Consider the following 13153-nt stretch of genomic DNA (forward strand, 5'->3'; position numbering starts at 1 on the left):
ATTTTCTTCCAGAGAGAGCCGCTGCACCCCGTACGGTGCGGCGGCTTTTTCTGGTTTTTCCCGGGTGTTTTTTGTCGTCAAAACCGCAAAACTGTATTTCTGGCAAGGACTATTTTTGAGGTGCTTTTGCAAAAGTTTACAAAAAGCGCCGGTTCTGCCCGCAAAATGCCCGAAAACACTTTCTCTTTTTGAGCGTGTGTGATATAATGACAACTGTTCTTGTGTAAGGAACAGGAAAATGTACGCACTAGGCGTACAGTGTAAGAGGAGTGTTACGATATGAAAACCTTGAAAGCGGTTGTAGCAAAATACAACCAGACCAGCCTGATCCTGCGCATCCTGATCGGTCTGGCAGCCGGTTCGGTGCTGGCGCTTGTTGCGCCGGGCGCAGGCTGGGTGGGCGAGCTGGGCAGCCTGTTCGTCGGTGCACTGAAGGGCATTGCCCCGGTGCTGGTGTTCGTCATTGTGGCAAGCGCGCTGGCACAGGGTTCGTCCAAGCTGGACCGCCGCTTCGGCACTGTGATCTGGCTGTATATGCTCACCACCTTTCTGGCGGCAGCCATTGCGGCCATCACCAGCTTTATGTTCCCGGTCACGGTGGTGCTGGCGGACGCAGCACAGTCCGACGTGATCCCGCAGGGCTTGGGCGAGGTGCTGAGCACCCTGCTGACCAACTTTGTGGCAAACCCCGTCAGTGCCCTGATGAACGGCAACTACATCGGCATCCTGTTCTGGGCCTGTATGTTCGGCATTGCCATGAAGAACATCGGCGCAGAGAGCACCAAGGTCTTTCTGGCAAACACTGCCGATGCCGTCTCCCAGATCGTGCGCTGGATCATCAATCTGGCACCCTTCGGCATCATGGGTCTGGTGTACACCAACGTTTCCGGCAATGGTCTGGCCATCTTTACCCAGTACGGCAAGCTGCTGGCACTGCTGGTGGGCACCATGCTGTTCATGGCGCTGATCGTCTCCCCTTTTATCATGTTCATTTACCTGCGCTGCAACCCGTACCCGCTGGTATTCCGCTGCCTGAAGGAGTCCGGTCTGACCGCTTTCTTCACCCGCAGCTCTGCCGCCAACATCCCTGTGAATATGTCCCTGTGTGAAAAGCTGGGTCTGGACAAGGATATGTACTCTGTGTCCATCCCGCTGGGCGCTACCATCAACATGGACGGCGCAGCCATCACCATCACCATCATGACGCTGGCAGCGGCCAATACGCTGGGCATTCAGGTGTCTCTGCCTGCCGCCATCGTGCTGAGCGCCATGAGCGCTCTGGGCGCCTGCGGCGCTTCCGGCGTGGCCGGTGGCTCCCTGCTGCTGATCCCCATGGCCTGCTCGCTGTTCGGCATCTCCAACGACATTGCCATGCAGATGGTGGGCGTGGGCTTTATCATCGGCGTGGTGCAGGATTCGGTGGAGACTGCGCTGAACTCTGCCGGCGACGTGGAATTTGCCGCCACCGCCGAGTATCACCAGTGGCTCACGGAGGGCAAGCCCCTGCCGGCTTTCCTGAAGGGCTGATAACCTAGCATAAATAAACAAAGCAGCCGCCGCACGAGAAGGTGCAGCGGCTGCTTTTTGCGTGGGACGATTTAAAATGGTCTCCGCGAGGGAAGTTTCTGTTTGCCGAGGAATGTTCTCTTTTGACACCAAAAGAGAACCAGAAAAGTGCCAGCGATTTCGACGCGCTGGAGCCACGAAAAAGGGGCTGCTCGCCCCTTTTAACCCCAAAGAAGTGGGCTCCACCGGAAAAAAACTGAAGATTCACGCCTGTTCGGCGTGAAGATCTTTTAACCGTTTTTTCCGGCTCCGCCGATTTAAAGCCCCTCAGTCGCTGCGCGACAGCTCCCCCCGGGGGAGCAGACACGCCCGCAAACTTTGCACTTGAGCCGGAAACTTTGCCGCACTGCCAAGGGCTCTCCCTTTGGGAGAGCTGGCAAGCCCGACAGGGCTTGACTGAGAGGGCGAGGACGCCACGCAAAAAGCTCCCCCGAAAGGGGGAGCTGGCGAACATAGTGAGCCTGAGAGGGTTTATTTTACCATTTACCCAAGCAGTACAACGGCGTAGCGCACGCCTTCGTTTACCACATAGGCAACGCCCAGCTTGGTCTTGCCGGCGGCGGCAGACTTCATGGTGTCGGTCACGATGCCGTCCTTCGGCAGAACAAAGCGGATGTAGTCTTTTCTGGAATCCAGATCGGTATCAATGTAAAAGCCCGGGACAAAATCTTCATCCGAACCATAAATGCCCATACCCATGCTTTCAAATGCGGTGGCATATTTGCGCTGCAGCAGGCTGGTCTTGGCAATGTCATTGGCGTTGCCAACGCGGTAAAGCTCGGTCTTATTTGTATTGGCAGAGCAGGACACCGAGGTGGCAGAGACCCAGTTGGCAATGCTGTAGGCCTTGTCGCTCAGCTCCTCGCTGTAGGTCATGCCGAGCTGCTCGCACAGCGCCTTTGCGCTGCTGGCATCCGAATGCTTGGACCCGATCGGCACACCTGCGCTGCCGTCACAGGCGGTAAATACGGCCAGTGCCATCAGACCGGCCAGCAGACAGGCCAGTAATTTCTTCCATTTTTTCATAAAACGATGCTCCTTTCTGTTCTGAGGTCGTTGCGGGTTTGCGTCCGGTGCGGCGGACGCAGCTTTTTGCTTTCTTCTGCATCCATGATACCTTTTTTTGACGGGAAATGCAATCGTTTTGGCGCAAAAAAACAGGCTGCCGTGCAAAAACACGGCAGCCTGCGGAAAAACTTTATTTTGCGTACTCCACGGCGCGGCTCTCGCGGATGACGTTGACCTTGATCTGGCCGGGGTAATCCAGCGTATCCTCGATCTTTTTGGCAATGGAGCGTGCCAGCAGGATGACCTGATCGTCGCTGATGACGTCGGGCTTGACCAGAATGCGCACCTCGCGGCCTGCCTGCACGGCAAAGGCCTGCTCCACACCCTCGAAGCTGGAAGAGATCTCCTCCAGATTTTCCAGACGCTTGACGTAGCTTTCCACGTTCTCGCGGCGGGCACCCGGGCGGGCGGCGCTGATGGCGTCGGCAGCCTGAATGATGAAGGCCAGCGGGGTCTTGGGCTCCACGTCGCCGTGGTGTGCTTCAATGGCGTGGATGATCTGGGTGTTCTCCTTGTACTTGCGGCAGATGTCCACGCCGATCTGGACGTGGCTGCCCTCGATCTCGTGATCCAGCGCCTTGCCGATATCATGCAGCAGGCCGGCGCGGCGTGCCATGGTGACATTCACGCCCATCTCGCCCGCCAGCAGACCGGCTACCCAAGCCACTTCCATGCTGTGGGTCAAAGCGTTCTGACCAAAGCTGGTGCGGTACTTCAGCCGGCCGATCAGCTTGATCAGGTCGGGGTGCAGGCCATGGATGCCCAGCTCCATCACCGCACGCTCGCCCTCGCGCTTCATCTGCAGTTCCAGATCGTGGCGGCACTTTTCCACCGTCTCCTCGATGCGGGCGGGGTGGATACGGCCATCGCCGATCAGACGCTCCAGCGTCATGCGGGCCACCTCGCGGCGGGTCTGGTCAAAGGAGGACAGGGTGATGGCTTCCGGGGTATCATCGATGATCAGATCCACGCCGGTAGCGGTCTCCAGCGCGCGGATGTTGCGGCCCTCGCGGCCGATGATGCGGCCCTTCATCTCATCGCTGGGCAGCGGTACCACGCTGACGGTGGTCTCGCTGCAATGGTCGGCAGCGCAGCGGCTGACGGCCTGTCCGATGAGGTTGCGGGCGATGTTATCGCAGTTTTCCTTCAGGTCGGTCTCGTAGGCAGCAACGCGCACGGCCTTTTCGTGGGTCAGCTCCTCGTCCACCTTGTGCAGCAGCACCTCGCGGGCGTCCTCCTGACTCAAGCCGGCCAGCGTTTCCAGACGCTCCATCTCCTTGGCGCGCAAAGCGTCGATCTCTGCCAGACGCTCCTCGGCTTCAGCGGCGCGCTTTTTCAGCTCTTCTTCCTTCTTTTCCAGCGCTTCGGTCTTGCGGTCCAGCGCCGTCTCCTTCTGGTCGATGCGGTTCTCCTGACGGCTGATCTCCGCACGGCGCTGCTTGATCTCCTTGTCGGCTTCTGCCTTCTGGGCATCGACCTCGGCTTTCAGACGGAAAGCCTCGTCCTTTGCTTCCAGAACCGCTTCCTTGCGCTTCTGGTCGGCGGTCTTGATCGCCTCATTCACCAGCCGGGTAGCCTCGGCTTCGGCGCTGCCGATCTGGGCTTCGGCGGTCTTTTTACGGTTGTTGTAACCAATAAAATAGCCCGCAGCCACACCGACAGCACCAACGATCAAGGCCACGATCACTCCGATCGCGGTCATTGCGTTCACTCTCCTTTGTTTCAATTCAATGCAAAATTAAAAGCAGGAGACGCTGCGCAGCAGGACACGGGCAATGATATAGAAAGAGCTTTCAATCCAAAAAGTGACACCAAAACCATACGCACCACCAAAAACCGGCGGCACGGGCAAAAGCATACGGCTTTTCTCTCTACGGTTCCATTTTATATCAAACAGGCACGCTTTGCCTGAAACGGGTACAGGGTCACACAGAAGCCTGCGTACAGCGTCTTTGATTCCATACTACTAATTATAGTACGAAACATTTGCCCGCTTGTCAAGAGGAAAACCCTGCCCGCAGAACATTTTGTGCAGAAAAACAAAAACTGGAACGAAACTCCCACCCGTGAAAATGGGATAGCGGAGCGTCCGCAGACGCTCCGCTATCCCGAAATTTATAGCAATTCAACTTTTTAATGCAACAGCAACAGCGTTGAATTGCATATCGCAAATATGCTGTTTGACTGTTGCACGAATTTCTTGACTTGCGATAAAATAATTTTTCCGCTTATTCCAGATACATCCGCCGCAGCCGCATCAGGCGGGCGGGGGTCAGGCCGTATTCGGCTTCCAGATAGCTCTCGGCGCTGCCGTAGTCCTGCCGGATGGTGCGCAGCACAAAGGGCGCAATCTCCGGGTCTACCCCGGCGGAGGACTGCCAGCGCATCCGCTGCGCCGGGTCGGCGGCGATCTCCGCCGCATGGTCAGCCATGGCCTTTTCGATCTCGGCGGCGCGGCAGAGGTTGGTGCGGGCGTAATCTGCGCAGATGGTCTCGTCCGAAGCACCCAGCGCCAGCAGGATCAGCATGGCGGCTACGCCGGTGCGGTCCTTGCCCGATGTGCAGTGGAACAGGATGGGCGTCTCGCCGGCTTCCAGCGCCCGGAACAGCTCCTTGAACGCCTTGTTGCCGGTGAGCATCTGCCGATATATCATCTGGGTGAGGTTCGTCCCGGCGGGGACGCTCTGCACCAGCCGCTGGATGTCGTTGGGCGAAAAATCGATCTCCTGCCCGGTGGCGTCCCGCAGGCCGCAGATCTGCACCAGCCGTGCGCCGTCCGGCACATAGTCCGGCAGCTTTGCGGCTTCTGCGCCGCTGCGCAGGTCAAGGATGAGCCGCAGCCCCAGCCCGTCCAGCCGGGCGCGGTCGGCTTCGGTGGTCAGCCGCCCGGTGGGGAAGCCCCGGTAGATCTGTCCCCACTTTACGGTCTTGCCCTCATCGGCATGGTAGCCGCCCAGCTCCCGGAAGTTGTTGCCGCCCGCAAAGGGCAGCTGGGTGCCCGGGGCGGGATGCTCCGGGGCAGATTTTGCGGCGGCGCTGGAAAGCACCGGCGCGGTGTAGAAGGGCTTTGCCGGCCGTCCCCGGCGGGGCGGCAGGCTGGCGGTGCTGCCCAGGACTTCTAACAGGTAGCTGCGCAGCAGGTCGATATAGGCAGAACTGGTGTCCCGCCGCTGCACCAGCGAGACGCACAGCGGGGGCATATCTTCCAGCAGCACGTCCCGCACCCGGTCCAGCTCCCGGCGCGCGCCGGGCTCGTAGCGGGTCAGGCAGGTGCACAGCTGCTCCTGCACCAGATAGTAGGCCTGATAAAAGCTGGGGCCGATCTCGGCGTTGGGCGCAAAGCCCGCCCGGGCACAGGCCGCCCACAGCGGGCTGAACAGATCCTGCCGCAGGCTGGGCAGCAGCACTCGCTGCCCGCGCAGCTCTGCCAGCGGGATGCGCTCTTTTTCCCAAAAGGGATGTCCCCGGGGCACCAGCAGGCAGGCGGGGTCTGCCCGCAGGGTGGTGCGCGCCAGCACCGGCGCGGCGCAGCCAAGGTCGATGACCAGACCCGCGTCCAGCTCGCCCTGCTCTACCCCGTCAGCCACGGCGTCGTTGTCCAGCAGGCGGAACCGCATCTCCACATGGGGGTACTGCTGCCGGAACTTGTCCAGCTGGGTCTCCAGCCCGGGCAGATAGTCCGGCACCAGCGCCACGCTGATGCCGATGCGCACCGGCTGGGCAGACTGGATCTCTGCCCGCAGCGCGGCCTGCATCTGCTGGAACTGCTCCACCACCGGGGCGGCATGGCGCTGCAGGCTCATGCCCCGGTCGGTGAGCGCCAGCTTGTGGTGGGCGCTGATGAACAGCGGCCCGCACATTTCGGCTTCCAGCGCAGAGATGCTCTGGCGCAGCGCCTGCCGCGACAGGAACAGCCGCTGTGCGGCGCGGGTATAATTCATTTCTTCGCACAGGGTCAAAAAGTAGTGCAGCTGGCGGATATCCATGGTCTCCTCCCGGGAAAGTTTGTTCTTGAAAAAAGAATACCGCTTTTTCGGCGGAATGTAAAGAGAAGGGCAGCGTATTTTTGTTATTGCCTTTAGCGGGCTCGCCCTCTCAGTCAAAGCCTGTCGGCTTTGCCAGATTCCCCCTTTTGTCGCTGCGCGACATCTTCCCCCGGCGCGGGGGAAGTCTTTCCTCAAAGGGAGAGCCTTTGGCAGTCCACGCAAACTTCATCTCCTTGCCAAGGCCTCTCCCTTTGGGAGAGGTGGATTTGCGAAGCAAAGACGGAGAGGGCGAGGATGCTATCCGTTGTGCTCCTTCAAAAAAAGGAGCACCGGAACGCCCGCAGGTGTTCCGGTGCTCCAAAGTTTAAATAAGGAAGATCAGATCAGGCTCAGAGCTTCTTCATCGCCCACCAGAATGAAGTCCGGGTGCAGCTGCAGAATGCTTGCGGGCACCTCCGGGGTGACGGGGCCGAAGAAAGCCTTCTTGACGATCTCGGCTTTGCCTGCGCCGTTGACCACCATCAGCACCTTGCGTGCCTGCATGATGGTACGGATGCCCATGGTATAAGCCTGCTTGGGCACCAGATCCACGTTGCCGTCAAAGAAGCGCTTGTTGGCTTCGATGGTCTCCTGGGCCAAGTCCACGCAGTGGGTGCCCAGATCAAAGGCATCGTGGGGCTCGTTGAAGCCGATGTGACCGTCATGACCGATGCCCAGCAGCTGCAGATCCACGCCGCCCACGCTGCGGATGACCTCATCATAGCGCTTGCACTCGGCTTCGGCGTCCAGATTGGTGCCGTCCGGCAGGTTGATGTGGGCAGGGTCGATGTTCACATGGTCGAACAGGTTGCGGTGCATAAAGCTCCAGTAGCTTTCCGGGTGATCCTTGGGCAGGCCGCGGTACTCGTCCAGATTGACGGAGGTGACCTCAGAAAAATCCAGATCTCCCTCGTTGTAGCGCTCCACCAGCTTCTCATAGGTGCCAACGGGGGTGCCGCCGGTAGCCAGACCCAGCACACAGTCGGGCTTCATGATGACCTGCGCAGAAATGATGTTTGCTGCCTTGCGGGACATATCAGCGTAGTCCTTTGTACGAATGATCTTCACGATAAACGACCTCTCTTCTTCATTTACTCATTGTGGGCGGCGCACAGCGGCACACACCCGCATCTAATCCAAGTTTATCACATTTGCCGACGGAAAGCCACAAAACGGCACAATTTTTCCGGTTTTCCGTTTCTTTTGGAAAAAGTGCCTTAAAAACCGGTTGAAGTATCGTTCTTTTGCACAAAGGGGGTGCGCAGGGGGTCACTCCGCAAAGCCGGCCTTTTGCAGGGCAGTGAGCAGCAGCGGGATGAGCACCAGCTGCGCTGCGATGCCCGGCACGGCGGTGAACAGCGCCCCGGACAAAAAGGCGCTGAAGGGAAAGCTGCCGCCGGTCAGCCCCGCCAGCACAAAGCGCACGATACCCCACACGATGCGCCCGGACACCATGGCGGTCAGCAGCACGGCGTACAGCGCGGGCAGAGTGTGCTTTGCTTTGCGCCACAGCAGCCCGGACACCAGCCCGTAGGTGGCCAGCTCAAAGGCCATGGAGATGGCAACCGGGAACATGGGCGGCATCCCGAACAGCACCGAGCGCAGCAGCGGGGCGGCAAAACCCACAGCCAGCCCCCACGGGCCGCCCAGCACAAAGCCGCACAGCAGCACCGGAAAGTGCATCGGGCAGAGCATATTGCCCACCTTGGGTACCTGTCCGGTGAGCAGGGGCAGCACAAAGGCCAGCGCTAAAAACAGGGCAGCCAGCACCAGCTGCCGCACGGTTTTGGTGTTTTTGGTTTTCATAAGGGTTCCTCCATTTTCAGCCGCAAAATAAAAAGGAGCCTGCCCCGGCATTCCATGCCAAAGGCAGACCCCTTCGTGGCGTCTGTTTCAAAAAAAATATGCTTGCTGGGGAAAGCGGCAGGCTGCTGCCCGCCCGTGCCCGGCTTCCTGCCGGAACGATGGTCAAAAGTATAACAAACCATTTTGCCCCTGTCAAGCGGGGCAGGATGTCTGCAAAATAGACAAAAATCGGTCTGTTCGCAAAAAAATTTCCCCGGGGCTGTACATTTTGCTGGAAGAAGCTTGACCTTTTTACGCAGAATGGATAATATAAAATTGAAAAAAAGCGCGCTGCGGCAATCTTGACGCCGGGGCGCTGACGAGAGGCTTTTTTGAGCGCATGAATTCTGAGGTTCATACGGGAGGACCATCATGACAAATGCTGAAAAACTTACCCTGAAAAAGCACGCCTGCCACATCCGCATGGGCGTGATCGAAGGGACCCACAGTGCAGGCTGTGGTCATCCGGGCGGCAGTCTGAGCATCGCAGATGTGCTGTCTTATCTGTACTTTAAGGAACTGAACATCGACCCTGCCCAGCCTAAGATGGCAAACCGCGACCGTCTGGTGCTGTCCAAGGGTCATGCCGCCCCGGCACTGTACGCAGCGCTGGCAGAGCGGGGCTTCTTCCCGGTGGAAGAGCTCAAGACCCTGCGCAAGATCGGCAGCCGCCTGCAGGGCCACCCCAACATGAACAGCGTGCCCGGCGTGGATATGTCCACCGGCAGTCTGGGTCAGGGCATCTCTGCCGCCTGCGGCATGGCGCTGGGCGCAAAGCACGCCGGCTCTGCCGTGAACGTTTACGCCATTCTGGGCGACGGCGAGGTGGAAGAGGGCGAATGCTGGGAGGCCTTTATGTTTGCCGCCCACTACGGCCTTTCTAACCTGTGCGTGATGCTGGACCGCAACCATCTGCAGATCGACGGCACCACCGAGACTGTCATGAACAGCGCCCCGCTGGAAGATAAACTCCGCGCCTTCAACTTCAACGTGGTCACCATCAACGGCCACGACTTTGACCAGATCGAGAGCGCCGTGCAGGCGTTCCATGCCGAGACCGAAAAGCCCACCTGCATCATTCTGGATACCGTCAAGGGCACCGGCGTTTCCTATATGACCAATTCCGTTGCATGGCACGGCAAGGGCCCCAACGATGAAGAGTATCAGGTGGCCATGAACGAGCTGAACGCCGCCTATGCCGCGCTGGAACAGGAGGAGAACTGAGATGGCAGACGTGAAAAAGATCGCGACCCGCGACAGCTACGGCAACACCCTGAAGGAGCTGGCAGCGGAAGGCCACGATGATCTGGTGGTGCTGGACGCCGATCTGGCCGCCGCTACCAAGACCGGGATGTTCCAGAAGGCATACCCGGACCGTCACTTTGACTGCGGCATTGCCGAGGGCAACATGGTAGGCGTGGCAGCAGGTCTGGCCGCCATGGGCTATGTGCCCTTTGTTTCCAGCTTTGCCATGTTCGCAGCCGGCCGCGCCTTTGAGCAGGTGCGCAACTCTGTGGGCTACCCCCACCTGAACGTGAAGATCGGCGCCACCCACGGCGGCATCTCCGTGGGCGAGGACGGCGCTTCCCACCAGTGCTGCGAGGACTTTGCCCTGATGCGCAGCATCCCCGGTATGACCGTCATCTGCCCTGCCGATGATATCGAAGCACGCGCCGCTGTGCGCGCCGCCTACGCCATGGAAGGCCCCGTCTACCTGCGCTTTGGCCGTCTGGCTGTGCCGGTGTTCCACGATGAGGCCAACTACCACTTTGAGCTGGGCAAGGGCGAGCAGCTGACCGAGGGCAACGATATTGCCATCATCGCCACCGGCCTGATGGTCAATGAAGCCCGCATGGCTGCCGAGCAGCTGGCTGCCGAGGGCATCCACGCCCGGGTCATCAACATCCACACCATTAAGCCCCTGGACGAGGAGATCGTCATCAAGGCGGCAAAGGAGTGCGGCAAGGTCATCACCGCCGAGGAGCACAACGTCATCGGCGGTCTGGGCGAAGCCGTCTGCGCCGTTCTGAGCGAGAAGCAGCCCACCCCTGTGCGCCGCGTAGGCGTGCAGGACGTGTTCGGCTGCTCCGGCCCTGCATGGGATCTGCTGAAGAAGTTCGGTCTGGACGCTGCCACCATCTGCAAGACTGCCCACGAGATGCTGGGCAAGTAAAAACAGTTTACCCCTATACCGCCGTGCCTTTCGCCCGGCGGTATTTTTTGCGCCTGCGTGACCCGGTCACGGAAAAGCGGACGGCGTATGGGGTATACTGAGGATGTCAGTAAAACAAAACACCCATTCAGGAGGGAAAAAATATGGCAGTCATCAACATTACCAAGGAAAACTTTGCACAGGAAGTGCTCCACAGCGAAAAGCCCGTTCTGCTGGACTTCTGGGCCAGCTGGTGCGGCCCCTGCCGGATGCTGAGCCCTGTGGTGGACGAGGTAGCCGAGGAGCGCACCGATGTAAAGGTGGGCAAGGTGAACGTGGACGAGCAGCCGGACTTGGCGGCACAGTTCGGGGTGATGAGCATCCCCACCCTGCTGGTGTTCGAGCAGGGCAAGCTGGTGCGTCAGGCCGTGGGTGCCCGCCCCAAGGCCGGTGTGCTGGAGCTGCTGGGCTAAATTATTCCGTAACAGCAAAGCGCCCGCCCTATGGTTCGAGCAGAACCATGGGGCGGGCGCTTATTTTATATGGAGTTCAGAAGAAAAATGCGGGTTTCAGCTTACAGCTGGGGGCCTGCGGAGACCAGAGCCTTGCCGTGCTCGTTGCCCTCGTACTTAGCGAAGTTCTTCACGAAGCGGCCAGCCAGATCCTTTGCCTTCTCTTCCCACTGAGCGGCATCTGCGTAGGTGTCGCGGGGGTCGAGGATGGCGGGATCGACACCGGGCAGAGCGGTGGGAACCTCAAAGTCGAAGTAGGGGATCTTCTTGGTGGGAGCCTCGTTGATGGCACCGCTCAGGATGGCGTCGATGATGCCGCGGGTATCCTTGATGGAGATGCGCTTGCCGGTGCCGTTCCAGCCGGTGTTGACCAGATAAGCCTTTGCGCCGCTGGCCTTCATCTTCTTGACCAGCTCCTCAGCGTACTTGGTGGGGTGCAGCTCCAGGAAAGCCTGACCGAAGCAAGCGGAGAAGGTGGGGGTGGGCTCGGTGATGCCGCGCTCGGTGCCTGCCAGCTTTGCGGTAAAGCCGGACAGGAAGTAGTACTGGGTCTGCTCCGGGGTCAGGATAGAGACCGGGGGCAGAACGCCGAAGGCGTCAGCAGACAGGAAGATCACGTTCTTAGCTGCGGGAGCAGAAGAAACGGGACGCACGATGTTCTGGATGTGGTTGATGGGGTAGGACACACGGGTGTTCTCGGTGACAGACTTGTCAGCGAAGTCGATGTGACCCTCGGCATCCAGAGTGACGTTCTCCAGCAGAGCGTTGCGCTTGATGGCGTTGTAGATATCGGGCTCGGAGTCCTTATCCAGATTGATGACCTTAGCGTAGCAGCCGCCCTCGAAGTTGAACACGCCGTTGTCGTCCCAGCCGTGCTCGTCATCGCCGATCAGCAGACGCTTGGGATCGGTGGACAGGGTGGTCTTGCCGGTGCCGGACAGACCGAAGAAGATGGCGGTGTTCTCGCCGTTCTTGTCGGTGTTGGCAGAGCAGTGCATGGAAGCCATGCCCTTCAGCGGCAGGAAGTAGTTCATCATGGAGAACATACCCTTCTTCATCTCGCCGCCGTACCAGGTGTTGACGATGACCTGCTCCTTGCTGGTGATGTTGAACAGCACAGCAGTCTCGGAGTTCAGGCCCAGCTCCTTGTAGTTCTCGACCTTAGCCTTGGAAGCGTTGTAAACAACGAAATCAGGCTCGAAGTTCTCCAGCTCCTCAGCGGTGGGACGGATGAACATATTGGTAACGAAGTGTGCCTGCCAGGCCACTTCCACGATGAAACGCACTGCCATGCGGGTATCCTTGTTGGCGCCGCAGAAAGCATCCACGACGTACAGGCGCTTGTTGGACAGCTCCTTCTGAGCGATCTCCTTGACAGCCTTCCAAGCCTCCTGAGAAGCGGGGTGGTTGTCGTTCTTGTACTCATCGCTGGTCCACCACACGGTGTCCTTGGAGTTCTCGTCCATCACGATGAACTTATCCTTGGGAGAACGGCCGGTGTAGATACCGGTCATCACGTTCACAGCACCCAGCTCGCTGACCTGACCCTTCTCGTAGCCTTCCAGCGCGGGATTGGTCTCCTCGGCGAACAGCTGCTCGTAGGAGGGGTTGTGCACGACCTCAGTCGTGCCGGTGATGCCATACTTGGTAAGATCCAACTTTGCCATATTTGCGTACCTCTACTTTCGTTTGATCCTTACATAACTCTGTGTAGGAGATGCAGCGCCATTTATGGTACGGACACCGCATAAGGGGGAGACAGCACAGAACGATGCAATGCAAATTCTCCTGTCTATCATTATACACAAAAGCTTTCCAAAAGCAATAAATGGAATGTTCTGTTTGCAAAAAAGAAACAAATTTCATAAACAGACCTTCCCGTATAAAGTAAATTCACGAAGCCCGGCAGGGATGCAGACCGTGAAAAATAAGGCGGGACGGGAGAAAACCGACATTTTGATAAAACTTTGACAAGCAGGGATACA

11 protein-coding genes are annotated in these 13153 nt (G+C 58.8%); 4 read left to right on the top strand and 7 right to left on the bottom strand.

The annotated features are described in order from the left end of the window. Positions 1 to 288: 288 nt before the first annotated feature. Positions 289 to 1527: a serine/threonine transporter SstT gene (gene sstT, locus C4N24_RS10360; protein WP_207657274.1), complete on the top strand. Its 1239-nt coding sequence runs from the start codon at positions 289 to 291 to the stop codon at positions 1525 to 1527. Between the two features lie 522 nt (positions 1528 to 2049). Here the strand turns inward: sstT and C4N24_RS10365 are convergent. From C4N24_RS10365 to C4N24_RS10395, 6 genes are all read right to left on the bottom strand, one after another. Then, positions 2050 to 2592: a hypothetical protein gene (locus tag C4N24_RS10365; protein WP_112091350.1), complete on the bottom strand. Its 543-nt coding sequence runs from the start codon at positions 2590 to 2592 to the stop codon at positions 2050 to 2052. Positions 2593 to 2764: 172 nt separating this feature from the next. Continuing rightward, entirely contained in the window at positions 2765 to 4336 is a 1572-nt protein-coding gene (gene rny / locus C4N24_RS10370) for a ribonuclease Y (protein ID WP_112091351.1), read from the bottom strand. Between the two features lie 526 nt (positions 4337 to 4862). After that, the gene (locus C4N24_RS10375) at positions 4863 to 6620 is read right to left on the bottom strand and encodes a tyrosine-protein phosphatase (RefSeq protein WP_112091352.1); all 1758 of its coding nucleotides are present in this window, start codon (positions 6618 to 6620) and stop codon (positions 4863 to 4865) included. 378 nt (positions 6621 to 6998) lie between these two features. After that, positions 6999 to 7727: a glucosamine-6-phosphate deaminase gene (gene nagB, locus C4N24_RS10385; RefSeq protein ID WP_112091354.1), complete on the bottom strand. Its 729-nt coding sequence runs from the start codon at positions 7725 to 7727 to the stop codon at positions 6999 to 7001. Between the two features lie 201 nt (positions 7728 to 7928). Further along, positions 7929 to 8465, bottom strand: coding sequence for an ECF transporter S component (locus C4N24_RS10390; RefSeq protein WP_112091355.1), 537 nt, complete (start codon positions 8463 to 8465; stop codon positions 7929 to 7931). Between the two features lie 16 nt (positions 8466 to 8481). Continuing rightward, positions 8482 to 8862 (bottom strand): hypothetical protein, encoded by a 381-nt coding sequence (locus tag C4N24_RS10395; RefSeq protein ID WP_146746802.1) that lies wholly within the window; start codon positions 8860 to 8862, stop codon positions 8482 to 8484. Between the two features lie 14 nt (positions 8863 to 8876). Between C4N24_RS10395 and C4N24_RS10400 the strand changes: the two genes are divergently transcribed. The 3 genes from C4N24_RS10400 (at position 8877) to trxA (ending at position 11129) form a co-directional block, all read left to right on the top strand. Then, positions 8877 to 9728: a transketolase gene (locus tag C4N24_RS10400; protein WP_055186180.1), complete on the top strand. Its 852-nt coding sequence runs from the start codon at positions 8877 to 8879 to the stop codon at positions 9726 to 9728. Between the two features lies 1 nt (position 9729). Next, positions 9730 to 10677, top strand: a complete 948-nt coding sequence (locus tag C4N24_RS10405) for a transketolase family protein (protein ID WP_112091357.1) — start codon at positions 9730 to 9732, stop codon at positions 10675 to 10677. Between the two features lie 143 nt (positions 10678 to 10820). Further along, the gene (trxA, locus tag C4N24_RS10410; RefSeq protein WP_005921611.1) at positions 10821 to 11129 is read left to right on the top strand and encodes a thioredoxin; all 309 of its coding nucleotides are present in this window, start codon (positions 10821 to 10823) and stop codon (positions 11127 to 11129) included. A gap of 101 nt (positions 11130 to 11230) precedes the next feature. Here the strand turns inward: trxA and pckA are convergent, their stop codons facing one another. Continuing rightward, positions 11231 to 12835, bottom strand: coding sequence for a phosphoenolpyruvate carboxykinase (ATP) (gene pckA, locus C4N24_RS10415; protein WP_097782850.1), 1605 nt, complete (start codon positions 12833 to 12835; stop codon positions 11231 to 11233). Positions 12836 to 13153: the final 318 nt, after the last annotated feature.

It is taken from the genome of Faecalibacterium prausnitzii, from assembly GCF_003287405.1.
Taxonomy (GTDB): domain Bacteria; phylum Bacillota; class Clostridia; order Oscillospirales; family Ruminococcaceae; genus Faecalibacterium; species Faecalibacterium intestinale.